The 22,683-nt window shown below is 49.7% G+C and carries 20 protein-coding genes and 2 pseudogenes; 13 read left to right on the top strand and 9 right to left on the bottom strand.

What is annotated here, in order from left to right:
- Positions 1-37 precede the first annotated feature (37 nt).
- Positions 38-430 carry a hypothetical protein gene (locus C2M17_RS15465; protein ID WP_105201601.1) on the top strand — a complete coding sequence of 131 codons (393 nt, stop codon included), beginning with the start codon at positions 38-40 and terminating at the stop codon, positions 428-430.
- 190 nt (positions 431-620) lie between these two features.
- On the top strand, positions 621-2,027 hold the full coding sequence (locus tag C2M17_RS15460) for an InlB B-repeat-containing protein (RefSeq protein ID WP_105201600.1): 1,407 nt from the start codon (positions 621-623) through the stop codon (positions 2,025-2,027).
- A gap of 52 nt (positions 2,028-2,079) precedes the next feature.
- On the opposite strand, the gene C2M17_RS15455 is transcribed toward C2M17_RS15460, so the two are convergent.
- Positions 2,080-2,778 carry a cation transporter gene (locus tag C2M17_RS15455; protein WP_105201599.1) on the bottom strand — a complete coding sequence of 233 codons (699 nt, stop codon included), beginning with the start codon at positions 2,776-2,778 and terminating at the stop codon, positions 2,080-2,082.
- 198 nt (positions 2,779-2,976) lie between these two features.
- Between C2M17_RS15455 and C2M17_RS15450 the strand changes: the two genes are divergently transcribed.
- A complete protein-coding gene (locus C2M17_RS15450) occupies positions 2,977-3,855 on the top strand; it encodes a LysR family transcriptional regulator (protein ID WP_105201598.1) in 879 nt (292 codons plus the stop codon).
- A 5-nt stretch (positions 3,856-3,860) separates the two neighbouring features.
- On the opposite strand, the gene C2M17_RS15445 is transcribed toward C2M17_RS15450, so the two are convergent.
- Together C2M17_RS15445 and C2M17_RS15440 are read right to left on the bottom strand one after the other, a co-directional pair.
- Entirely contained in the window at positions 3,861-5,054 is a 1,194-nt protein-coding gene (locus C2M17_RS15445; RefSeq protein WP_105201597.1) for an iron-containing alcohol dehydrogenase, read from the bottom strand.
- A 120-nt stretch (positions 5,055-5,174) separates the two neighbouring features.
- Positions 5,175-5,675, bottom strand: coding sequence for a GNAT family N-acetyltransferase (locus C2M17_RS15440; protein ID WP_105201596.1), 501 nt, complete (start codon positions 5,673-5,675; stop codon positions 5,175-5,177).
- A 156-nt stretch (positions 5,676-5,831) separates the two neighbouring features.
- Here C2M17_RS15440 and C2M17_RS15435 point away from each other — a divergent pair, with 156 nt between their 5' ends.
- On the top strand, positions 5,832-6,314 hold the full coding sequence (locus tag C2M17_RS15435; protein WP_105201595.1) for a glutathione peroxidase: 483 nt from the start codon (positions 5,832-5,834) through the stop codon (positions 6,312-6,314).
- Positions 6,315-6,316: 2 nt separating this feature from the next.
- The gene (locus C2M17_RS16195) at positions 6,317-6,769 is read left to right on the top strand and encodes a MarR family winged helix-turn-helix transcriptional regulator (RefSeq protein ID WP_105189170.1); all 453 of its coding nucleotides are present in this window, start codon (positions 6,317-6,319) and stop codon (positions 6,767-6,769) included.
- Positions 6,770-6,822: 53 nt separating this feature from the next.
- Here the strand turns inward: C2M17_RS16195 and C2M17_RS15425 are convergent, their stop codons facing one another.
- The 4 genes and pseudogenes from C2M17_RS15425 to C2M17_RS15410 form a co-directional block, all read right to left on the bottom strand.
- Entirely contained in the window at positions 6,823-7,242 is a 420-nt protein-coding gene (locus C2M17_RS15425; RefSeq protein WP_105189169.1) for a hypothetical protein, read from the bottom strand.
- A 21-nt stretch (positions 7,243-7,263) separates the two neighbouring features.
- Positions 7,264-9,639, bottom strand: a complete 2,376-nt coding sequence (locus C2M17_RS15420) for an ABC transporter permease (protein WP_105201594.1) — start codon at positions 9,637-9,639, stop codon at positions 7,264-7,266.
- A pseudogene (locus C2M17_RS15415) lies at positions 9,636-10,307 on the bottom strand (ABC transporter ATP-binding protein). The gene C2M17_RS15420 and the pseudogene C2M17_RS15415 overlap by 4 nt, the downstream one beginning before the upstream one ends.
- A gap of 8 nt (positions 10,308-10,315) precedes the next feature.
- Positions 10,316-11,551 carry an HlyD family secretion protein gene (locus tag C2M17_RS15410; protein ID WP_105201593.1) on the bottom strand — a complete coding sequence of 412 codons (1,236 nt, stop codon included), beginning with the start codon at positions 11,549-11,551 and terminating at the stop codon, positions 10,316-10,318.
- 485 nt (positions 11,552-12,036) lie between these two features.
- Between C2M17_RS15410 and C2M17_RS15405 the strand changes: the two genes are divergently transcribed.
- The 3 genes from C2M17_RS15405 to C2M17_RS15395 all read left to right on the top strand — a co-directional run bounded on the left by C2M17_RS15405 (position 12,037) and on the right by C2M17_RS15395 (position 13,959).
- Entirely contained in the window at positions 12,037-12,483 is a 447-nt protein-coding gene (locus C2M17_RS15405) for a hypothetical protein (protein ID WP_105201592.1), read from the top strand.
- A 75-nt stretch (positions 12,484-12,558) separates the two neighbouring features.
- Positions 12,559-12,957 carry a DUF4019 domain-containing protein gene (locus tag C2M17_RS15400; RefSeq protein ID WP_233998014.1) on the top strand — a complete coding sequence of 133 codons (399 nt, stop codon included), beginning with the start codon at positions 12,559-12,561 and terminating at the stop codon, positions 12,955-12,957.
- A 60-nt stretch (positions 12,958-13,017) separates the two neighbouring features.
- Positions 13,018-13,959, top strand: a complete 942-nt coding sequence (locus tag C2M17_RS15395; RefSeq protein WP_105201590.1) for a patatin-like phospholipase family protein — start codon at positions 13,018-13,020, stop codon at positions 13,957-13,959.
- Between the two features lie 30 nt (positions 13,960-13,989).
- On the opposite strand, the gene C2M17_RS15390 is transcribed toward C2M17_RS15395, so the two are convergent.
- Positions 13,990-14,880: an EamA family transporter gene (locus C2M17_RS15390; RefSeq protein WP_105201589.1), complete on the bottom strand. Its 891-nt coding sequence runs from the start codon at positions 14,878-14,880 to the stop codon at positions 13,990-13,992.
- A 208-nt stretch (positions 14,881-15,088) separates the two neighbouring features.
- On the opposite strand from C2M17_RS15390, the gene C2M17_RS15385 reads away from it, so the two are divergent.
- From C2M17_RS15385 to C2M17_RS15370, 4 genes and pseudogenes are all read left to right on the top strand, one after another.
- Complete coding sequence (locus tag C2M17_RS15385; protein WP_158684050.1) at positions 15,089-16,822, top strand: sensor histidine kinase; 1,734 nt, start codon at positions 15,089-15,091, stop codon at positions 16,820-16,822.
- Positions 16,819-18,159, top strand: a complete 1,341-nt coding sequence (locus C2M17_RS15380; protein ID WP_105201587.1) for a sigma-54-dependent transcriptional regulator — start codon at positions 16,819-16,821, stop codon at positions 18,157-18,159. The genes C2M17_RS15385 and C2M17_RS15380 overlap by 4 nt, the downstream gene beginning before the upstream one ends.
- 165 nt (positions 18,160-18,324) lie before the next feature.
- Positions 18,325-19,272: a porin gene (locus C2M17_RS15375; protein WP_105201586.1), complete on the top strand. Its 948-nt coding sequence runs from the start codon at positions 18,325-18,327 to the stop codon at positions 19,270-19,272.
- Between the two features lie 12 nt (positions 19,273-19,284).
- A pseudogene (locus tag C2M17_RS15370) lies at positions 19,285-20,732 on the top strand (SLC13 family permease).
- Positions 20,733-20,822: 90 nt separating this feature from the next.
- Here the strand turns inward: C2M17_RS15370 and C2M17_RS15365 are convergent.
- On the bottom strand, positions 20,823-21,788 hold the full coding sequence (locus tag C2M17_RS15365) for a GlxA family transcriptional regulator (protein WP_105201585.1): 966 nt from the start codon (positions 21,786-21,788) through the stop codon (positions 20,823-20,825).
- A gap of 53 nt (positions 21,789-21,841) precedes the next feature.
- Between C2M17_RS15365 and C2M17_RS15360 the strand changes: the two genes are divergently transcribed.
- Positions 21,842-22,657 carry an MBL fold metallo-hydrolase gene (locus C2M17_RS15360; RefSeq protein ID WP_199776039.1) on the top strand — a complete coding sequence of 272 codons (816 nt, stop codon included), beginning with the start codon at positions 21,842-21,844 and terminating at the stop codon, positions 22,655-22,657.
- Positions 22,658-22,683 lie beyond the last annotated feature (26 nt).

Raw genomic sequence — 22,683 nt, 5'->3', positions numbered from 1 at the left:
TTTTTTGTTTTTCTAAACTTACTGACAAGGAGGCTGAATGCCCTCACTCTTTTACCAATCCAAGATAGTTGCATTGGCAGTATATGAACACCTGGAAGTTGCGATGAAATCAATTATATATCTGATCATATTTTTAGTCGGTTATGTCTGTATCAGTTATTTTAGTGGGGAGCTGGTATTCTACCCTGGTGCGCTACCGGCTGTTTTCTTTTTATATGGAAGTGTCGGCGCAATTCTATTTCGGTGGCTATCGGCCAGGAAATTACGCATCAAGGAAGTGATCTTTATTCCCTTAATTTCAATTGGTTTAATGTTGAAGGCTTTCGATAGAGATGAAAACTTAATCGTAGGTTTGGGCTTGAGTTTTATGCTTTGCTTTGTGTTAGGAGTGGCGCTGGCTAATTGGTATTTAGCTCGCCAGCAGAAGTAAGTTGCAAGTTGGATATCATTAGAACAGAAGTCTTGAGCAGTGAGTTTATGCAAAGGCTTTAACTTTTAATCAATATTAGTACCTATCCAAAAAAGCTTTCTCTTCTTAGCTTATTTATGCCTTGCTCGTTGATTTGTCGGGTACAATTATTTAAATTGCACCATACAAATGATTAACAATTAACGGCATTATGATTAAAAAAACAAAAACAACGCTTTTCGCACCTGGGATCTTGAGTTTGGCGTTAGTGGGGTGCGGCGGCGGTGGCTCAAGTGATCCTGAACCTCAACCCGTTGTACAGTCTTATACGGTTAGCATTAATATCAATGGCAACGGCTCGGTTACCACGGATGACAGCAGCTATTCTAACGAACAGGTGGCCGTATTTACCGTGACCCCAGATGAAGGTTATTTGCTGGAAAGCTTCACCGGGTGTGGTGTTGAACTTAGCATTGAACAAAAGAACAGCACGGACAGCGTCACTGCCTATTCACAGGCCATGACTTCTAACTGTGAAGTAACAGTCACATTTGCCCAGCGCATTGAACTAAGTACAGCTATAGCCGATGAAACCTTACTGGCTTGCGCGCAAGGCAAGAACGACGACAATGTTGAAGGTAATCACTATGCCGATGAGGTCTATATTCTTAATTGCAAGGATCAAGCGGTGAGCTCAACACAAGGGCTTGAGTATCTAGTGAATTTGGAAACTCTTAATCTAACCCGTTCAGGGGTGAGTAGTTTAAATATCTCGGCAAATGCCAGATTAGGTAATCTGTTAGTTGATCAAAACAAACTCACCGAGTTGGACACGACCAATAATCCATATTTAACCTGGATAGACGCCGATTATAATGAGTTGACTCACCTTGATATCAGCCATAACCCCATACTAGACAACCTCAGTGTGTATGGGAATAACCTGACGACGATCGATGTCAGCCAAAATACCCAGTTAAGCTACTTAAGTGTTGGCGCCAATGCCATTGCAGAGATTGACGTATCGCAGAACGAATCCCTTACTTCACTGAATGTCGGTGCCATGCTGCTCACTGATCTTATCCTTGCTCATAACCCAAATCTGATAACGCTGTATGCTGAAGGCAATCAATTGGGCAGCCTAGACTTTTCAAACAATCCGCTGCTTGAAACCGTTTCTTTGAGTGGCAATGTGCAACTGATGCAAATCGATGTCTCCGTATTACCTCAGCTAACCAGTCTTTTTATTGATATGAACGAGACGCGCCCCGGTGTTATGTCGGAGTTGGATTTAAGTCAAAACAAAAACTTAGAGCGCCTGTGGTTGGGTTATCAATTGTTTACTCAGATAGACCTGGCTGCAAACCAGAAGCTTTACGATCTTAATATCGAGAACAATAAATTGACTAGTATCGATGTGACCAATAACCCAGCGCTTACCTCGTTGACCCTCAACGATAACCAACTGACCAGCATTGATCTGGCCAATAACCCAGAGCTTGATACCCTGTATCTAAACAATAACCCCTTGTCATCGTTGGACTTAACGGCAAATACTAAGCTGACGTCTGTGTATTACGATGGCGATGTTCAATGCGTGGGTGCAGCCTGTAACTAAGCGTTAGTTTTAGCTTCTAGGTTAAAAGTTATACCAACAAGGCGGGGTTATTTTACCCCGCCTTTTGCATGCGTCGGTCAAAAATAGCCTCGTCGTCTTGCTGGTACACAGTGATTAGCTGGCGCAGGGCACCTTGCATCATCTTCAGCGGCACCAGGGTAAAATAGACCGAGGCGATAATCACCATCACAGGATCGGCAAACACGGCGTATTCTACCAGTCCCGCATAGCTCAGTGCGGAGGCGACAATAAATCCCGCCATCACCGCGCCGCTGATCACCGAGTCCATCAACCATTGTTTCGACTCCGCCTCAATCAGTGCCGACTTAGATTGGTTGCCACGTTTGGCAAGCAGCCAATAGGTGCCCAGGCAGCCGACAAGGTTGATCACGGCGAATACTAATGCCAGTCCGGTATCTACCTCGCGGCCTCCCGCTAAAATGGCCAAAACCGCCGAGACAAAAGAGGCGCCGCACATCAGGGTAATGGCAAAGCCCTTAAAGGCGATCACCGCCGGCTCAATCAAGTTGATATTCACATTATGCTGACCTGCCTTGGGGGAGCGGATATACCAGGCGGCAGCCAGGGAAATAAGAGTTAGAAACAGGCTAACCAGCGAGTAGGCGCCATCGAAGAGGATCACCAGTGAGCCCATCCAGACTCCCAGGCCTATGCCCATAAGGGCAAACACTAAGGCCGACGCGGTAGAGAAGGTTAATAATTTTTTCTCTAAAGAAATACTGCACGACATACCCACCTCTATTTTGGCAATTTTTCGTCAGCTATCGCTGGCGTTTTACTTGTTGGCGTAGATTTTATAGTGGGTTTGGCTATTCCCATAATCGCTGAGCGACGATATTATCGGCGCTGGTTGCCATGGCTTTATTTTGCTCTTTTTGCCTTGGCTGCAAACTAGTTAGATTTCAATGGATTTGTGCGGGTGTAATTGATGAAAATAAGCCAGTTGGAAATGTTTCTCGCCATCAGCGAGTCGGGTTCTATTGCTGAGGCCGCGCGGCGGCTGGGGAAAAGCCGCACCACCTTGAGTTCGTCATTAAGTGCGCTGGAGGATGAGCTTGGCGTTGAACTCTTAGAGCGCAGTGGTAATCAGGTGATGCTTACCAATATCGGCCAGGTGATCAAGAACGATTGTGAGCGTATGGTGATGATAGCCAATGATATTTCCGGTCGCTGTCAGCAACATTTGCAGGGGGTTGAGTCTGTGCTGCGTATCGCTCGGGACGATGCCTTACCCGAGTCTTATTGGCGCCAGCTTATTCATGATATGAGTGTGCAGTTTCCCGGCACCAGCGTGTCTGTGTATATGGCGCCGCCGCCGGAGCTTAACGATATGGTGGAGCAGAATATGGTTGATATCGCCTATTGCTTATTACCTCATAGCAACCGTTTGCCGAACACTCATCATGTTAAGTTGGGGGAAATTCGCATGATGACGGTGGCCAAAAGCGATCACCCCCTATGTAAGCTCTCTCAGGTTGTTCGCTCTGACTTGGCTCGCTATACCGAATTTGCCTTGGCGACCATAGACGATGAGGGGTTACGCGCCGTGTCACCAGCCTCAAGCAATTATATTGCCCTGCCGTTTTATGAGCATCTGCGCAATGCGGTGCTCGATGGCACGGGTTTTTCCAATGTGCCCTCGGTGCTGATCAACCCCTATCTGCGCGATGGCAGTGTGAAGGTGCTCAACTATGATCAAGCGATGCAGCGCCAGGCCTATGGCATGATCCAAAATCGCTATAGTCAGCTTGGTGGGCTCACCCAGTGGCTGGCCGAGCAGCTGGAGGACTATTTAAGTGAGGGCTAGGCTAGCTAAGCATGCGGCAGCAGCGAATGCAGCAGGTTTTCCATCTCCTGTTGTGTTATAAAGCAGGGTACAGGGTAATCCGGGTGCGCTTCCGCCAGTGCTTGCTTGGCAATTAGTGGGATATCCTCGGCTTTTAAATCGGCAATGAAGGGTGGAATACCCAACTCATCCAGCAGCGCATAAATTCTATCGCGCAACTGGGCGGCACTGCTTTGCTCGCCTAGAGTCTGCTTTGCTAATTGCTCCAGACTAGCATCGACTCTATTGCCATAAAAATCCAAAATGGGTCTGAGCACCAGAGCATTGGCTAGGCCATGACCTAGGCCGTAAAAAGCCCCTAGCTGATGGGCGATGGCATGCACATAGCCCACCGAGGTACGGGTAAAGGCCTGACCCGCGTACATGGCGGCCCAGAGCATGTCGGTGCGGGCGCCCAGGTCGTGAGGCTGGTTGTAAGCCTTGGGCAGCGCGCCGAGAATAAGCGCCACGGCTTTTTCACTTTTACCACGCGTATAGGCGCTGGCATTGATGCCAATATAGGCTTCAAGAGCATGGGTAAGCGCATCTATGCCTGTGCTGGCCGTTAGCCCCGGCGGTAAGCCTGCGGTGAGCTCGGGCAAAAACAACACGCCCTTGGGCACCAGGCAAAGGTCATTGATGGAAAACTTAAGCTTGCGTTCGGTATCGCTGACCACGGCGGCTACCGTCACCTCGGAGCCGGTGCCTGCGGTGGTGGGGACAACATACACAGGGGGCAAGGTGCGCAACACCTTAAACAGCCCGTGCATTTGTCGTAACGACTTTTTGGGGCGAGCAATACGTGCGGCGATAAGCTTGGCGCAATCCATGGCCGAGCCGCCCCCAATGGCCAACAGGGTGTCGCATTGGTTTGCCTGGTAGCAGCGCACGCCTTGCTCTATCTGTTCGATACTGGGGTTGGCGCCAAGGTCGCTAAAAATAGTCACCTCAATGTTATTGGAAATTAGTTGCTCCTGCAAAGAGGCATGTAAATTAAGGGCGATAACACCCGGGTCGCTTATCAGCAGGATGCGTTTACACTTTTGCGCACACAAGTGAGCCAGCCATTGCTCAATGGCCTTATCACCATAAAACACATGGGGCTCGGGAATGGGCAAGAGCATGGCCGCCAGGCGTAAACCCAGGTGATAGGTCCGATAGAAAAGGTGTTTAACAGCCATGTTTCCTCTGTTCTAACTTGTTGAATAAAAGCCTGTTCTTAATAAAAGCAAATTTAGGTACTAAACACCAGAGCAGAAGCCAGGAGGTCACTTAGGGTGGCAGGTCTGCGCCGAAATGAGTTAGAGCCTAACCAGATAGCGTTGCACGCATTTATCGCCGACCTCTATTTCTGAGTCGAGCCGGCCGCCGCAGGCGATGATGGTTTGGCCAGATACCTGATTATCCTTGTAGCAATGGATATGCACCTCATTGACCTGGCGCTGCTGCAAAAACGCAATGGACTTGGCCATCAGCACCTTGCCCAAACCAAGCCCGCGTTGACTGGGGCGAATGCTTAAGCCGATATGGCCACCGCAATGAGCAATGGCTTCATTGAGGGTATGGCGAATATTGGTGACCCCGATGATTTCACCCTTATCGACCAACCACAGGGTTGAGCTGGGCACAAAGCCTTCAGGCAGGTTTATGCCTTTGGCAAATTCATCTAGCCGTGCCAGTAGCGCGGGGAAATCCTGATGCTCAAAATCCAGTGGAAAAGGATAGCGCTCTTCATCGCCCAACTCGGCGATATAGTCGCGGTAGCTTTGTGCAAACTCCAGGCTAGGGGTGACTAACTTCATGAATCAACCTAATTTATTGAGAAACATAAGAAACCGAGCATATATCATACCTATTCAATTAAATAGCTAATCATTCTAGCGGGCTAGCTGAGACTCTTCTTGCGGTAAACTAAATTCTGATCAATTATATTGTGCACAATCTAAATGGGGTTTCTTATGTCTATCTACGAATTTTCTGCGACCAATAACAAAGGCGAAGAGGTGGCCTTATCCAGCTTTAAGGGTAAGGTGATGTTGATCGCCAATACCGCGAGCAAGTGCGGTTTTACGCCTCAATACCAGGGCTTAAATGATCTATATAAAGACCTGCAAGCCAAGGGGCTGGTGGTGCTAGGTTTCCCTTGCAACCAGTTTGGCGAGCAAGAGCCGGGCAGCGATAGCGAGATCAGCGAGTTTTGCGAGCTGAACTATGGTGTGTCTTTCCCCATTATGAGCAAGATAGACGTTAATGGCGCGGGTGCTCATCCCTTGTTTGACTACCTCAAGGCTCAGGCCCCGGGCCTGTTGGGCACCAAGAAGATCAAATGGAACTTTACCAAGTTTCTGGTCGACCAAAACGGCAAGGTGTTAAAGCGTTATGCACCACTGACCAAGCCCGAAGCGATCCGCGCCGACATCGAAGCCCTGCTAGCGAGCTAAACATGAGCATGGATCAGGATCTCTATTTGCAAAACCAGCTGTGTTTTAAGCTCTATACCGCTTCTCGGCTGGTGATCCGCGGTTACCAGCCGATGCTGAAAGACTTAGGGATCACCTACCCCCAATACCTAGTATTGCTGGTATTGTGGCAGGCTAACGAGCAGGGACAGTTGCCTTTAAGCTTAAAGGCCCTGGGTTCACGTTTGCATCTCGACTCGGGCACTCTAACGCCTTTATTAAAGCGCATGCAGCAGCTTGGCTTGCTCAGCAGAGTGCGCAGTGAACAGGACGAGCGGCAATTGCAGATTGCCTTGACGGAGCAGGGCATAGCCCTGGCACCTAAGGTTAAAAAATGGCGGGAAACACTCAGTGAAGGCCTGGCCTGCCAGCAGCAGGCGCTAACCCAGATGGCCCAGCAGCTCGATCAGTTTATCGGCCTGTTAGAAACCGAATGACCCCACTACGTCATTTAAAAAAATGAAAAATGCTGGTAGTAATGGGGCGGTGCTTACAAACTTAGGTGAACCTTGTTGTGCGTTATTTTTTTATCGGCATACTTCTTTAACGCAGCATTTAGGAATTTGTTTTGCTTTGCGCATGGAGGGCAAGGATTTGCGGCTTCCATATTAATGGAGTAGACGGTGTAATCTTGTGCACCAGAAACGAGCGGCTCCCCTAATATTTTCTCTAGTTTTTCTACGATATTCTGCGTGTCTGCAAAGTCTGATTGCTGCTTGAATTCAGTGACTATCTGCTTATTAAGCTCAGTGCTGTGGTGTACCAGCTTACCTTGTTGATTAAAGATAAGTACTTGTGGTCCACCCGGCATCAAGCCCGCTTCATACATCTCTACGGCATTAATTGTAAACTCTTTTGCAAACGAAGATGTGCTAACCAAAACAAGTGCCATGAATATTAGTTTTTTCATGCGAATTTCCCTTTTACTTTATTAACTTAAATGATGCCATGATTGGCGTATGGTGTTGTGAAACTGGTATAAAATTGTCGCGCTGAATATAAGGGCGCATATCCCGCCGCTGAAAAGAAAGTACAGCGGTACATAGGTAGCAAGATCAACTAAAAGCTCTTGCAAAAGGTGTATAAAATTCGCGAAAAGTATAAAAATCGCCGCGAATATCGGTATTGCAACAAGCATAAAACGTTTTATCTGATTGCCTAACTGACGATGAGTTGGAGCCCCGACGCTAAAACGTAGCGCCAGCTCTTGGGCGTCTTTGCGGCAGAGTTGAGCCAAACTGGTTATACAGAAGGAGATTGTCGCTAATAAGATGATGATGGTGATCACCAGCATAGTCAGCGTAATAGATAAGCGAGTTTGATTCTCTTGAGCAACGATGCGCTCTAGGCTGTCCAAGCTAAATTCATTTATGCTTGTGTCATAGCGGCCAATAGCGTCGGATAAAATATATTTTAAATCTGCCATATTAGCACCGGAGGAAATGACTAAATTAATGATGCTGTTGAACGTAGTTTGCAGCTCATAAACCCTGGGCACTGGTGCTGAATCTGCACTTTGATAATGAACATTGTCGACTACGCCAATCACGCTGTATTCTGTGTATTTTTCACTGTAAGGGTCGTATTTCAGAAGCTTGGCTTGTGCTAACGAGCTGTTTTGAAAATAACGTTGCCATAAACTGCGATTAATAATCACGGCGTTGGTATGGTTAAAAGAGAAGTTGTTGCCATAGATAAAAGGGATGTTGAGCGTTTCAAAATAGTTGGGAGAAACCAGGTTGCTATGGGTGTTACTGAATTGGCCGCTGCCAATTTTTTCGCCTGATGCTAAAAACCAGTTTGAAAAGTAATGGCGATTAGTCAGTGGCAAGGTGATTGCTGCCCCGGCCTGGTTAATTTCCTCTTTAGCCATTAACATCTGCTCTAACTGTGCCAGTGAAAACTGCGAGTACATTCTTATGTCATGCTGCTCGGGAAATTCAAAACTCACATAGTATCTTTGTGTGGTGTCAAAGCCTAAATCGGTGTGGTAAATATTATATTGGCTGTGTAACAGCAAAGTAGCCGAGTAAAGCGTAACAAACGACAGGCTGAGCATCAGGGCTAACAAGGTGTGACTTTGTAATATCTGGCTTTTACTTGCGCTTGCACCCCGTCCAATGGGTGTTTTAATCCATTTGCTTTGAATTGTATAAAACACATTCATGATCAGTATGACAAGTATCAACATACCCACACCTAACCGGCTGAAAGTGAGCTTGTCCGTAGCAGATAACCCCGTTTTTAAACTGGGTAACAGCATGTCTGCGAGGGCGTTGCTCACAGGGGTGAGCAAAAACGCGATTAGCACAATCAATAAGGCCGTCGCGGTAGACTCCAGATAACCTTGCCAGGTGATCTGTTTGTACGATGCACCACATAATTGCCTGACGATTAACTCTTCTTGCTTGTAGTGGCACTGGGCATTAAAAACGGTCAAAAATGCGATAAAGCAAAACAGTAACAGCAGTGAGAATGCCGCCATAAGTATGTTCACTCGGGTGACTATCATCTCAAACTGTTGGGGATGGATCCCGAATACGGCGGTAATGCTGATTTTATCCTCTTCCAGCAGCAAGCCTTGCTCTATAAGGTGAGCGCTCAGAGATTGGGCTAGCTCTTCGTTAGAGCGCGTCGGCTCGGTAATAATATAGCTATAGGTGTCCGGGGTAAGTTGGATGTTTTCCGTATCAAGGATAAAGCTTTGTTGATTAAAAGCCATTAGCAGGTCCAATGGCACCCCTTTACGCAAAGACTCCATTTCAGGCGGCAAGATGGCAACAATCTTGACGGCCTTGCCGTTAACAGCGATATACTTGCCAATAACCTCTTCGCCGGAGAGTTGCTCTTGCCAAAAGTGATAGCCTATTGCAGCGCTGGCTTCAGCGCCTGTTTTTGGAAAGTCCAAGCTGCTGAGCGAGCCCTTTAAAGCCGTTAAATTAAGGCTTTTGTAAGCACCGGAAAAGAAACTAATGTTGGTTTGATATTGCCGCCCTAAATAGTTCAGCGACAGTGGCACCGTTCTTTCATAGAGAATGGGGTGCGCCAGCGTTTGCGCTATTTCTTCTGCTAGATAGGGCTCTAAGGGGCTTTGTGATTCGGCTTCTTTAAGCACTATGTGGTGAATCGGCGTATTCGCTTCGAGCCCAGCAAAAGTGGGGCTTAGATAAGTGGCCTTTATGCTCGAAAAACTAACCAAAATACTCAGGGGGAGCGCCACTAACACAATAGCGAGAAGTAGCTTCTTGCTTTGGTAAGTTTGCTTACTCCAATTAATGAGTAAATCGATGAGCAGTGATTTCGTCATAAACCGATTTGACCATCTTTAATGGGGATCTGCCTGTGCGCCAGTGCCGCGTGCTGTTGGTCGTGCGTTATTACACAGATGGTACGCCCTTGCTCGTTGAGCTTCTGCAAAATGTTAAAAACCAACTCACTGTTATATGAATCAAGATTTCCAGTTGGTTCATCCGCTAATATGATGGAAGGCTGGTTGATAAGGGCTCTTGCGATTGCGACCCTTTGTTGCTGACCGCCCGACAATTCACTGGGCAAACGATTATGTAGCTCTGCAATCCCCACAAAGTTAAGCGCTTCCATCACATACTGACGGTAGTCAGCGCGTTTAATCTCGTCGTTGTAGTTTAGCGGCAGTGCCACATTGTCAAAAACATTAAGTCTATTTAACAAATTAAAGTTCTGAAAAATAAAGCCTATTTCTCTATTTTTAACTTTCGATAACGACTTATTGGTTAAATTTGTCGTATCCCTTCCCAATAACAAATATTTACCGCTAGTGGGTTACTGCAAAAGCCCCAAAATAGACATGAGTGTACTTTTGCCACTGCCTGATTTACCGACAATTGCCACGTATTCGCCAGATTGAATAGTGATATTGATGTTTTCTAAGGCTTTTTGCTTTGACTTCGTGTAGCTAAAGCAAACATTTTTCAATTCGATTAAATGTGGTTTCATCATCTGCGTTATAGCGTCAATCGTTCGTCAGTGACCACCGCTTGTGGGATCAACAGTAACTTATCTCCTGCTTCAAACGCATTTGAAGTGAGAATAAGTTGTTGGTTGCTAAGCTTAAAGTCAGCTTCTAGTTTGTCGGCCGTATTGGCACCCGGGTTCAACTTATAAACCTGCCACCTTTTATATGTTGTAAAGTTGTTCGGCTGGTCGATAAACATGTAGTTGGTGCGTTTGCTGAGGGCGATACTCGCTTCAATACTCTGTTTACTGCGCAGCCAGCTGGGCGGGGTCTGATCGAAGGCGATATATATATTGACACTTCCCTGTCTGACAACGGTATCAATATGCTCTATCTTGCCCGCTAGTTCGCCATTGGGGGTTTTGATGGTGGCTGGCAATCCCGTGCTTAATTGTTCCGATGAATACTGGGCTATGGCGACCTGAGCAATAAAATGCTGCGGTTCGATGATCTTAAAAAGAGGATCACCCTGTAATACTTGTTGGCCAAGCTCAATACTAATATCGCTGATTATGCCGTCTGATTGAGCTGTGATAGTGAGCGCGTCGAGTCGGCTTTCTAGATAGCGGATCTGCTCTTGTTTGGCTTCGTACTTTGCATCTAATGCAGCTTCATGCACTTGATACGTTCGCGAAAATTCTTCTTGTTGCTGCTCTAGCAAACTCACTTCAATTCGTTGTTGTTGTAATTGTATTTTGGCTTGCTTATACCTGATTTGCGAAACAACGCCTTGTTTTACCAGTATTTCATAGGCTTCGAGCTCTAATGCCTGGTTTTGTTTTGCGGCGATTGCTTTTGCAAGTTGTGACTCCAGACGGTATTTTTCGGTTAATAGCTCACTTTTGCGCATAGCAACATCAGATTTAAGCGTGATTAATTGCGCTTTCTCTAATTTATATTCTTGCTCTAATTCGTGATTTTGGATTTTAGCGAGCGCTTGCCCTTGCTCAACGGCTTGTCCTAAACGCACGGATAATTGCGTTATTCGCCCCGGATCCTGGGCATCAATTAAGCTGGTTTCTCTTACTGTAATAGCACCTAAGCCGTTGATCGTCTCACTTTTTATGCCTTGTTTTACTTGATGGATCAGTGAAAATTCACCGGGCACCTTTTTAGTAGCAAACCAGGTAAGTTTTACAACAAGTACTATGAGGCCAAGAGCGACTGCAATTAAGAATAAATAAGTCGTGGGTCTATTTTGCTTTTCTTCTAGATGCTGTTCCATGCATTTCTCGATAAGTGACTGCTAAATGCAATACAATAATAGGCGGCATGTCAATTATTAGCATGCCGCCAAAAACCTCTAAAAGAAGCTTTTATTTTTCTTCACAAACCCAAACACCTACACAGTAATTGTCAGAGCAAACGTATCCTGCATAGCGACAACTAGCGTAGGTGGCTGTTGAGGTTGCGACTAGCGCAAGAGCTAATATGATATTTCCATTTTAAGTTTATTTGATTATGTGGCAGGTACCTTGCCGAATGAAAGCGCGACCGAATTAAATCATTTAAACTATTAGTTATCAAGTGGTTATATTTTTTTAACAAGTGGCCGGTGATATTACTGTGAAATTGGTAAAAGAGTGGATGAGAGAATAGACAGCATCAAAGGTCGCCAGACCCTACAAACCGAAAAGCCTGAATCTGTCATTTAACTAAATGAAAAATATGATATGTTTTTAACCAGTTGCATTGAATGAGCACTCGCTTATGAACAGCGTCTGGCTATTAATTGGTTTGGCTGTGGCCCTTATCATCATGATTACCTTCGCACGGCGTGGGCTTTGGGCCAGCAGCAAGGGTTATCCCCTGTTGCTTGCCAGCTTCCCCCTTTATTACTGGCTTTTTGCTCTCTGGGCCATGGACTTTCAGGCGTTGCTCTATGAAGCGGCCACCGCCGTGGTCTTTTTTCTGCTCGCCGGGTGGGCCATTAAAAGTCGTAATCCGGCCCGTTGGTGGCTGGCGGGGATAGGCATGCTATTGCACGCTGGCTATGACTTCTTTCACGATACCCTCTTTAGTAATGCCGGCACGCCCATCTGGTGGCCACAATTTTGTGGCATGGTGGATCTTGTTTTGGCCCTGTACTTATGTGCGCTGGCGACCAGTTCCGGATCGCTCAGACTGCCCGGGCAGCGCCTGACCTACAAAGAATAATGACGGCGCGCCACTACAAGGCGGTAAAATAAGCTAAGGTTAATAAGGAAAATTAACCTTAAAGAAAAAGGACTTATGATGAAAAAACTATTCCTAATTTTAAGCCTGATGGTGACCAGTCTAAGTTGGGCCGGGCAAACGCCGAGCGTCGAAGTGGCTAAATCCTGGTTAGGCGGTATAGATGCAGGTCAATATGGGCAAAGCTGGGATGAGGCGGGTGCCCTGTTTCAGGAGCAGGTTACCAAGGAGCAGTGGCGGGATATTATCAAGGCGGTACGCGCGCCCTTGGGTAAGGTTATCAGCCGCACCGAATTGGGCCGTCAAAAATTTACCTCTTTGCCAGGCGCCCCTGAAGGCGAATACCTGGTGCTGCAATTTAACACCGAGTTTGCCAATAAAGCCGGTGCCGTGGAAACCCTGACTTTGAGTAAAACTCAGGAGCATTGGCGCCCGGTGGGTTACTTTATCAAGTAGCCACTGCAGTTCAAAAATAAGCCTATTTAGGCCCAGGCGTAAACAAATCAAGGAGGAAGCATGAAGGCGATACTCAGCATTGATGGTGGTGGTATTCGGGGATTGCTTCCCGCCCTAGTGTTGGCGCAAATCGAAACCCGGCTTGGTCGTCCCATTGCCCAGTGCTTTGATCTGATCGCCGGCACGTCGACCGGGGGAATTCTCGCTTTGGGCCTAGGTAAGGATAACGGTGAGGGGATACCGCAATACAGTGCCCAGGCGCTTGCGGATATGTATGAACAGCACGGTAAGGAAATATTTTCACGCTCTTTGTGGCGAGGTGTTTCCTCGGTCGGTGGACTGCTCGATGAAACCTATAGCCATACTGGCCTAGAGCGCCTGCTTAAGCATTACTTTGACGATGAGCCCCTGGGGGCGTCGCTGACCCGATTACTGCTTACCAGCTATGACATTCATAACCGCAAGCCTTTGTTTTTAAAGAGTTGGCGTCAAGAGCATCGTACCGTACTGATGCGCCATGCGGCGCGGGCTACCTCCGCTGCTCCCACTTATTTTGAACCCGCTCATATCCCAGTTGATGGTGCCAAGCGCGCCCTGGTCGATGGCGGCGTGTTTATAAACTCGCCCTCGGTGTCGGCCTATGCCGAGGCGCAGCGCATTTTCCCCGAAGAAAAGGAGTTTCTGCTTGTCTCTATCGGCACTGGCGAGCTTAATCGTCCCATAGAGCTGCGCGATGCCAAGGATTGGGGCAAGGCAGGTTGGGTGGCTCCTTTGCTTAGTTGTATTTTTGATGGGGTGGCGGATGCCGCCGACTATCAAATGGATAAGCTGCTCGGGGAAAACTACTATCGCTTGCAAACCACTTTGGACATTGCTTCTGATGATATGGACGATGTCACCCGGGGTAACATCGCCAATTTAAAATCCGAGGCCGCCAGGCTACTGAAAACAAGTGCGGCCGAGCTTGATGCGCTCTGTCAGCGTTTAGCCAACAAAACTTAGTGCCTTAGGGTTAAGCCCTTGGGCTAAGCCCTAGGTGTGTGATGCTTCTGCTTCCTTATCGCTCTTGCTCTCTGGCTGCATCGAGCTGCCGATGGAGGCGATGATCACCAGGGCGATGGCCAGCCATTGCAGTGGCGTTAGTAATTCGCTGAGGATCATAAAACCGGCCAGCGCGGCAATGGCGGGCTCCATGCTCATCATCACGCTAAAGCCCTGTGCCGGCATATTGCGCAGCGCCACCATTTCCAGCGTATAAGGCAGGGCGCTGGACATAATCGCCACTAAAAAGCCCAGCGGGATAACTTCCCAGCTCAGTAGCGCCATGCCTTGATGGGCGGCACCGTAAGGCACCAACACAAAGGCTGCTACCGTCATGCCCAAGGCCACTGTGCGTCCCCCGGAGCTTTGGTTACCTGTGCGTTTTCCAAATAAAATATAACCAGCCCAACAGGCACCGGCGACAAGCGCTAGGGCAACACCCACAGGGTCTAGGCCGGTCTCGGCGTCGATTTCCGGCAATAACAGAATGATACCGGCAATGGCAAAGGCGACCCACAGCAGGTCCCGTTTACGTTTTGAGCTCAGCAGGGCCACCGCCAGTGGCCCAGTGAATTCCAATGCCACGCCTATGCCCAAAGGAATACGTTCGATGGCGTAATAGAAGGCGATGTTCATGCCGCCTAAACACAGGCCGTAAACGATAATGCTACGCCATTGCTGACCCTGGGGCAGGGCTTTCCAAGGTCGAAAGACAAGACACAAAACCAGGGCCGAAAACCCCAGGCGCAGCGCCGTGGTGCCCTCGGGACCGATCAAGGGAAACAGTTGCTTAGCGATGGAAGCGCCGGACTGTATGGTAACCATGGCCAGTAAAACACAGCCGATGGCGGTCAGTAGCACACGGTGGTGAGCAAAAAACATGTTGAAAACCCGTGTTTAATGAAGTGGCGCTAGTGTAGCTAAGCACCTTGTTTGGGTAAATACTGCAAAGCGCCACTGGTCGTGTTTTTATTGGTTTTGGTCTTACTCTGGGATGATGCTGGGTCGAACAGGGCCTTGGACTACCCTTGCGGCGGCTGCATTGTTACACTGCGGGATTCGTTATTGGTTTTCGCCGCAGGAGAATTGGGTGTCGCATCAGTTAATAAAGTTTGCTGCTTATGGGCTCTTGTTTGTGCTCGGCCTTGGGCTGACCCATACCCTGACGCAGGAGCAGTTACTGGAGCAAAATAAGGAGCGTACCGCCCGTCATGCTTCGGCTTTGAAGGATTATATCCAAAGCGAATTTGGCCGCTATAGCACTATCGTTGCGTTTTTAAGTGAGAGCACCTTAGTGCAACAGGCCCTTAAAAGTGCTCAAGAGGGCAACGTTGCCGACCGCTATCTAAGCGATGTGCAACAGGCCAGCGGCGCCTCCGATATCTACCTACTCAATGCCGAAGGGACAGTGGTAGCCAGCAGTAACTCACATCTGCCGCACAGTTATAAGGGCAATAACTTTGCCTTTCGTCCTTATTTTGACCGGGCCATGGCCGGGGAAACCGTGATTGATTTTGCCCTCGGGCAACGCTCCATGCGCCGCGGTTTTTATTTTTCCAAGGCGGTGGATTTTGTTGGTGGCGGTCGAGGCGTAATTGCGCTTAAGGTCAACGCCAGTAAATTTGAAACCGATAAGGCCCGTTTGGATACGGGGGAAAAAAGCCATTTCGCGCTGCTCGATGTCAATGAGGTGGTATTGCTCTCCGATAATCCCGACTGGCAATTGCGCGCCAGCAAAGCGCTTAGCGCCAAGAAGCAGCAGCAAGTCGCACAGTCACAGCAGTTTTTAGGGCAAGCCATTAATCCCCTTGATTGGCGCTGGTTGTCGGACCAACCTCAGTTTGACTCCCAGCCAAGTGGCCAGTTGATCACCAAGCAGCGCAGGTATCTGGTCAGTAGCTCGACTCTGGCGGATACCTCCTACCGACTCTTGATGCTCAGTCCCATCGTGCCGTTTAATGAGGTGCATGCGGCGCGCCTTGGACTAGCCATGTTGCTGCTCTTACTCTTGATAGTGTTGATCGAATATCTCTCGGTCAAGGTCGCTGGCTACCGGCAACTCTTGTTTAGCCAACGCTCCCTGGAAGAGCAGGTGCAGGAGCGTACCCAGGAGTTGGAGCAGGCGCAGGACGCGCTTATTCGCGCCACCAAGCTGGCGACCATAGGTCAGTTGAGCGCCAGTGTGAATCATGAAATCAATCAGCCGCTTAGTGCCATGAGTGCTTATGTGGCCGCCTGTAAGCGCCTGTTGATGCGCGCCGAGCCGGATAAGGCGATGGAAAACCTGCAATTGATTGAGCAATTGATCCGCCGCGTGCACGCCATTGCTGCCCAACTTAAATCCTTCAGTCAAAAGCGTCCGGTGAAGATGCAACGTATCTCGCTACAACAAAGCGTACAAAACGCCCTCTTGGTGGTCGGCCCCGAGCTTAAAAAACACCATGTCAGCGTGCAGGAGTCCGGACTTGAGGTACCCGTGTGGGTCGACCCTTATCAGTTTGAGCAGGTGTTGGTAAATCTGCTCTCCAATGCCTGTCAGGCCATGGAGCACGCTCAGGATAAATGGCTGCGCCTGGAGGCGAGCAGCAAGGAGGGCAAGGTGTACTTGTCCATTATCGATAATGGCCCTGGCATCGACCAACATGCCTTAAGCACCATTTTCGAACCCTTCTATACCACCAAGTCGGAACATGGTTTAGGCTTGGGGTTGTCAATTTCAAAACAAATTATCGAATCTTTTCAGGGTAATCTCAGCGCTCATAATCACCACGATGGTGGCGCCGAGTTTTTGCTTAGCCTGCACCAACAAGAGCCACAGCTATGAGCCGAGAAAAAACCATTTACGTTATTGATGACGAAGCCAGCATTCGTCATTCGCTGCAACAATTGCTCGAACTCGAAGGCTATCGGGTGCAATGTTTTGACGATGCCGCCAAGGCCTTGCACAGCCTTAATCGCAGTTTCGCCGGGGTGGTGCTTAGCGATATCAGCATGCCGAATATGGATGGCATCAGTTTTTTGCAGCAGGTGCAGCAATTCGACTCCGAGCTGCCGGTGATCTTTCTTACTGGCTATGCCGATGTCAGTATCGCGGTGAAGGCCATGCAATTGGGGGCCTATGATCTCTTTGAAAAGCCCATTACCGAGCAGCTGCTCGATTGCCTGGCGCGCGCCTTGGACAAGCGCACCCTGGTGTTGGAAAACCGCGAATTAAAACGCCAGGTGCAAAAACAATCGGCACCCGGGGTGAGAATCTTGGGCGAGACCCAGCAAATGCAGCAGATGATGCAGTTACTCGATGCGGTAATAGACACCCCGGCGGATGTCCTTATTGAAGGGGAAACCGGCACCGGCAAGGAGCTGGTCGCCCGTTATCTGCATGAGCAAAGTCAGCGTGCCAAACATCACTTTGTCGCCATTAACTGTGGTGCCATTCCCGAGCAATTGATCGAAAGCGAGTTGTTTGGCGCCGCCAGTGGTGCTTACACCGGCGCCAATCAGGCCCGCGAGGGTAAGTTTACCTATGCCAATGGCGGCACGGTTTTTTTAGATGAAATCGAGGCCATGTCGCCAAGCTTGCAGGTGAAACTGCTACGGGTGCTGGAAGAGCGCCAGGTGACGCCGGTGGGCAGCAATCAGGGCATTGAGCTGGATATTCGCGTGGTGGCCGCCACCAAGGTGGATTTACAAACCCTGGTCGATGCCGGGCAGTTCCGCGCCGATCTCTATTTTCGCTTGAATCTGGTGAAGGTGCCGATCCCGGCGCTGCGTCAGCGTAAGGCGGATATTCCGCTTTTGTATCAGCACTTTTTATCCATTGCTGCGACCCGCTTTCATAAGCCTACCCAGCCGCTCAGTGAGGAGTTGCGTGGTCGGTTAATGCAGTATGACTGGCCGGGCAATGTGCGCGAGCTGCGTAATCATGCCGAGCGCACCTTGCTGCTGGGAGAGCAGTTGGCGCAGCAATCCGTTGGCACCCAGGAGCAGGAAGTGTTAAGTCTGGCGCAAAAGGTGGCCTATTACGAGCAGTCACTGATCGAGGATGCCCTGGCGCAAAGTCAAGGCAGTATTAAAGAGGCGATGGCCTTGTTGCAGATACCGCGTAAAACCTTGTACGACAAGATGGCCAAGTATGCACTACAGCGCACCATGTACACCTAAGCTGTGTGTGGGTTTGGTGATAAATACGTAGTTCTGTGTGCGGAAATCCGCACATTTATCTTGGTCTTTTTCGCTGGTTTATTGGTAAGTCATTGTAAAATAGCGTTTTAAAAAGTTGGTTAGGTTTTTGTATGTGTCTTTGTTAACAACAAGTAGGATACAGCAATGATAAAACAACTTACATTTACCAGCGCCGCCATGCTTATGGCCGGAGCCACCACGGCCCACGCGGCCGACTATGATATCTATGGCAAGGCCGAGGTGCAGATTGCCCACACCGACAAAGGGGTGATGCGCTATACCGAGGAAGGCACCCAGATAGATGCACCTTTTTCGCGCATCGGCGTCAAGGGTCAGCATGCCCTCAACGACACCACCCAATTAGTTTTTAAATACGAGGTACAGGTGAAGGGGTTTGATGGCGACTCAACCAATGATCCATTTTCCGCCCGTAACACCTATGTCGGCGTGCAATCTCAATATGGCACAGTGCTGGTGGGACGCAACGACACCCGCTTTAAATACTCCGAGGGCAAGGTTGATCAGTTTAACGAAACCCAGGGCGATATCGCTCAGGTATTGGCCGGGCAATCTCGGGTTGGCGACAGCATCACCTACAGCACGCCGAAGTTTGGGCTTTGGGCGGCGGCGGTAACCTGGGTTCCTAAAGATGACAGCAACAGCGAAGACAATGGTGTTGCGGCGCTATTAAGCTATGGCGACCGTGCGCTTAAGAGCACCCCTTATTTTGTTGCCTTGAGCTACTCCGATGCTTTGGGTGATTTACAGGCCACTCGGGTAACGGCCGCCTATCGCTGGCAGCAGCTGCAACTGGGCGCCATCGTCCAGCGCAGTGAAAACCTGGCCGGCGATAAAGAGGGCGATGGCCTGGTACTGAGCGCGCGCTACTGGCTCAGCGACGCCTGGCAGCCCAAGTTGCAATACAGCCGCGATGACAGCGGCCTGCGCCATGAGGGCGATGCCGAGCAGTTTACGGTGGGCGTCGACTACGTGGTCGACAAGCAAACCACCTTTTATCTCCTTGCCAGCCAATTGGAACTCGATACCAGCGATGACACCAGCACCGCTTTGGGTCTAAAGTACATGTTCTAAGGGGAGCGACAAATGACCGAAAACAAACCAAATAAAATCAATCGCCTGGTCTTCTTATGGCTAGGGCCTCTGGTGATGCTGCTGACCTGTTTAATCGACCCGCCGAGCGGCATGTCGGTGGCGGCCTGGCGCACAGCAGGTTTAACCGTGTGGCTGGCCTCTTGGTGGGTCACCGAGGTGGTGCCCATTCCGGCGACCTCCCTGTTGCCTTTGGTGGTGGTACCTCTGGCCGATATTGCCTCCATTAAGGCCGTAGCCGCGCCCTATGCGCATCCGCTTATCTATCTGTTTTTAGGTGGCTTCTTGCTTTCCATCGCGATGGAGCGCTGGGGCCTGCATAAGCGTATTGCTCTAACTACTTTGTTGTTGGCGGGCAGCAAACCCAGCACCCAGATCATGGCCATGATGCTGGTTACTGCATTCTTATCCATGTGGATGTCGAATACCGCCACTGCGGTGATGATGTTGCCCATAGCGCTTTCTGTCGTTCATTTACTGCGCGATAACGGCAGCGAGTGCGATAACTTTGGCAAGGCGCTGCTCTTATCTATCGCCTATGGAGCCAGTATCGGCGGTATTGCCACGCTGATCGGCACCCCGCCTAATGCGCTGATGGCCGCTTATTTGGCCGACAGCTATAACATAGAAATTGGTTTTGCCACCTGGATGTTGATTGGTGTGCCGCTGTCTGTGGTGATGCTGGCCTTGACCTGGCTGTGGCTCACCAAGGTGATGTACAAGGTGGATAAAACTGCGGCCCAGGTTGAAACCCGAGGCATGTTTAAGCAACAGCTTGCAGCACTGGGTAGCATGTCACGGGCGGAGAAAGGCGTATTAGCCGTGTTTGCACTTGCCGCCGTCAGCTGGGTATTGCGCCCCTTGCTGGCCAAGGCCACCGGGCTGGCTATTTCCGACACCGGTATTGCCATTGCCGCAGCGCTGTTGCTGTTTATTTTGCCCGCCAAAAAAGACAGTGAGGAGCGTATTCTTGACTGGGACAGCGCCGCCAAGGTGCCTTGGGGGATCTTATTGTTGTTCGGCGGGGGCTTAACCCTGGCGGCCAAGATTAAGTCATCGGGCCTGGCCGACTACATTGCCAATATGCTCAGTGGCGCCGGGGCCATGGAACTGGCATTGGGGATTTTAATCGTTACCGCGCTTATCACCTTCTTAACCGAGATCACCAGTAATACGGCGACCGCCGCCGGTTTCTTGCCATTGCTTGGCCCGGTGGCCGAGTCCATTACCGGCACGCCTTTGGTGGGGTGATCCCCGCAGCCATCGCTGCCAGTTGTGCCTTTATGATGCCGGTGGCCACGCCACCTAATGCCATCGTCTTTGGCTCAGGCGAGCTCAAGATCAAAGACATGATACGCGCCGGTTTTGCGCTGAACCTAATAGCAATTGGTCTTATCACCCTGGTGACCTTAACCCTGGCCCCCTTAGTGCTGGGCTTTTAAATTCTATGGTTAACAGACTTTAGAGAAAAATCTTTCCTAACCAAGGGCCGCCTAGCGGCCTTTTTTATTGCTTGATTTTAGGACGTTGTTTTAGGCGATCAGCTGGCGATATTGCGCCGGGGTTAGGGTGGTAACTTGCTTAAAGGTGCGCCGAAACGAGGTTTCATCGCCATAGCCCAATCGATCCACCACTTCCTTCACCGACAACCCCTGGTAGGTGATGAGATCGCACGCCTGCTGAATTTTTACCAAACGCATAAACTGCGCCGCCGACAACTCCGTGCTGCTGGCGAGACGCCGCGCCAGGGTTCGGGTCGACATATTCATGGCTGAAGCAAAATTGCTCAGGGTTAAATCCTGCACCGGCGTTTGTTCAACCCAGCGATAGGCTCGCGCCACTTCCGGAGATTTCGATTTGATCATTTCGATACGTTGCCAGGGCAAGGCGGCTTTTTGAGGTCTGGCAATCACCATCAGCTTAGTGATATCGGCGAGAATAGCGGCGCCGCAATGACTTTGGATCAGCGTGTTGGCAATGGCCAAATAGCCCTGTACGCCACTGCTGGTGGATAACTGCTTGTCCTGAACCAGGGTGTCATTAAATTGCCAGTTAACGCCTGTAAAAGCGGTGCTAAGGTATTGGGCTAACCACCAGGTAGCGGTGGCGCGGCGGCCCTCCAATTGTTTGCTGGCGGCCAGCAGACACACCGCGGAGCAATAGCCCCACAGCTGGGTCGTTGACGGCAGCCGACTGAGCGTGTCGATCAGCTCGCGATTTACCGCCAGCGCTTTTGTGCAATCCTGCTCCGAGCTGGCCCAAAAGCCGGGCAATAAAAGGGCATCAAACTGGCCTTCGGCAAGGCTGGTTTGGGACTCAATAGTGATGCTCGGGCCCTGAGAGGCTAAGGTCAGGGTAACGGCAGCGCCGTCGACGCTGGTAAAGACACATTCGAAGGTGCGCTGTTGTGTTCTTTGATTGCACGCAGTGAGTATTTCGGCAAAGGCCATCAGGCCCGAGGGGATACAGCCGGGGTAAACAACAAGACCTATACGCATAATTGGCAATAATTGTATTAATTGTGACTTAATTAGCCATATTAGGTGCCGCGATGGCGAAATACAATAAGGTCATTGTTACTTTTTCGAGCACCTCAATGAAAATTACCCAGTTACGCAATGCCACAGTGATCATTGAATATAAACAAGTGACCTTATTGGTGGACCCCATGCTGGCGCCACAGGGCAAGGCGCCGGCGCTTAAATACCTGGGAGTAAAGCGGCGCAAAAACCCACTGGTGGAGTTGCCGGATAACAGCGAGGAGTTACTGGTCAAGGTCACTCACTGCTTGATCACCCATTGTCAAAAAGGGCATTTTGATCATCTGGACCGTGCCGCGGTGCGCTGGTTAAGGCAAAAGCAACTTCCGGTGCTGGCCTCTAACGCCGATGAGGCGTTTTTAAAAAAGCGGGGTTTGCATGTGATGCCCTTGTCATCGCGCTCAGCTAATGCCTTTGCCGGCGGGCTTATAGAGTTGGTGCCCTGTGTTCATGGTCATGGCTTAGTGGGGAAGCTGATGGCCCATGGCGTTGGTTATTACATTGAAATGCCGGGGGAGCCCAGCGTCTATATCACCGGCGATACCCTGCTGACAGAGACCATTATCGACTTTGTGCAATCCCGACAGCCCGATGTGATCATTGCTCCGGCAGGTGGTGCCCGTTTTGATTTTGGTGGCGAAATCATTATGGGTGCCGAGGATGTGTTGGAGCTGGCATCCATCGCTCGTGGTCAGGTGATAGCCAACCACCTGGAAGCGCTGGATCACTGCCCGGTAACCCGTTTACAACTGGGTGAGGCGATGCTGGATGCCGATCTGGGCGAGCGCGTGCTGATCCCCGATGACGGTCAGACCTTGGCATTTTAACGGTGCCTAACGGCTGGCTTAATTTT

Source organism: Pseudoalteromonas sp. T1lg10 (assembly GCF_002964545.1).
GTDB lineage: Bacteria > Pseudomonadota > Gammaproteobacteria > Enterobacterales > Alteromonadaceae > Pseudoalteromonas.
Note: the sequence above shows the minus strand (reverse complement) of the source record. Positions and strands in the feature narration are given on the sequence as shown.

What these genes read in the sequence shown, in the direction of transcription:
- C2M17_RS15465 (WP_105201601.1), top strand. Translation starts at nt 38, where the DNA reads ATGCCCTCACTCTTTTACCAATCCAAGATAGTTGCATTGGCAGTATAT.
- C2M17_RS15460 (WP_105201600.1), top strand. Translation starts at nt 621, where the DNA reads ATGATTAAAAAAACAAAAACAACGCTTTTCGCACCTGGGATCTTGAGT.
- C2M17_RS15455 (WP_105201599.1), bottom strand. Translation starts at nt 2,778, where the DNA reads ATGTCGTGCAGTATTTCTTTAGAGAAAAAATTATTAACCTTCTCTACC.
- C2M17_RS15450 (WP_105201598.1), top strand. Translation starts at nt 2,977, where the DNA reads ATGAAAATAAGCCAGTTGGAAATGTTTCTCGCCATCAGCGAGTCGGGT.
- C2M17_RS15445 (WP_105201597.1), bottom strand. Translation starts at nt 5,054, where the DNA reads ATGGCTGTTAAACACCTTTTCTATCGGACCTATCACCTGGGTTTACGC.
- C2M17_RS15440 (WP_105201596.1), bottom strand. Translation starts at nt 5,675, where the DNA reads ATGAAGTTAGTCACCCCTAGCCTGGAGTTTGCACAAAGCTACCGCGAC.
- C2M17_RS15435 (WP_105201595.1), top strand. Translation starts at nt 5,832, where the DNA reads ATGTCTATCTACGAATTTTCTGCGACCAATAACAAAGGCGAAGAGGTG.
- C2M17_RS16195 (WP_105189170.1), top strand. Translation starts at nt 6,317, where the DNA reads ATGAGCATGGATCAGGATCTCTATTTGCAAAACCAGCTGTGTTTTAAG.
- C2M17_RS15425 (WP_105189169.1), bottom strand. Translation starts at nt 7,242, where the DNA reads ATGAAAAAACTAATATTCATGGCACTTGTTTTGGTTAGCACATCTTCG.
- C2M17_RS15420 (WP_105201594.1), bottom strand. Translation starts at nt 9,639, where the DNA reads ATGACGAAATCACTGCTCATCGATTTACTCATTAATTGGAGTAAGCAA.
- C2M17_RS15410 (WP_105201593.1), bottom strand. Translation starts at nt 11,551, where the DNA reads ATGGAACAGCATCTAGAAGAAAAGCAAAATAGACCCACGACTTATTTA.
- C2M17_RS15405 (WP_105201592.1), top strand. Translation starts at nt 12,037, where the DNA reads ATGAACAGCGTCTGGCTATTAATTGGTTTGGCTGTGGCCCTTATCATC.
- C2M17_RS15400 (WP_233998014.1), top strand. Translation starts at nt 12,559, where the DNA reads ATGATGAAAAAACTATTCCTAATTTTAAGCCTGATGGTGACCAGTCTA.
- C2M17_RS15395 (WP_105201590.1), top strand. Translation starts at nt 13,018, where the DNA reads ATGAAGGCGATACTCAGCATTGATGGTGGTGGTATTCGGGGATTGCTT.
- C2M17_RS15390 (WP_105201589.1), bottom strand. Translation starts at nt 14,880, where the DNA reads ATGTTTTTTGCTCACCACCGTGTGCTACTGACCGCCATCGGCTGTGTT.
- C2M17_RS15380 (WP_105201587.1), top strand. Translation starts at nt 16,819, where the DNA reads ATGAGCCGAGAAAAAACCATTTACGTTATTGATGACGAAGCCAGCATT.
- C2M17_RS15375 (WP_105201586.1), top strand. Translation starts at nt 18,325, where the DNA reads ATGATAAAACAACTTACATTTACCAGCGCCGCCATGCTTATGGCCGGA.
- C2M17_RS15365 (WP_105201585.1), bottom strand. Translation starts at nt 21,788, where the DNA reads ATGCGTATAGGTCTTGTTGTTTACCCCGGCTGTATCCCCTCGGGCCTG.
- C2M17_RS15360 (WP_199776039.1), top strand. Translation starts at nt 21,842, where the DNA reads ATGGCGAAATACAATAAGGTCATTGTTACTTTTTCGAGCACCTCAATG.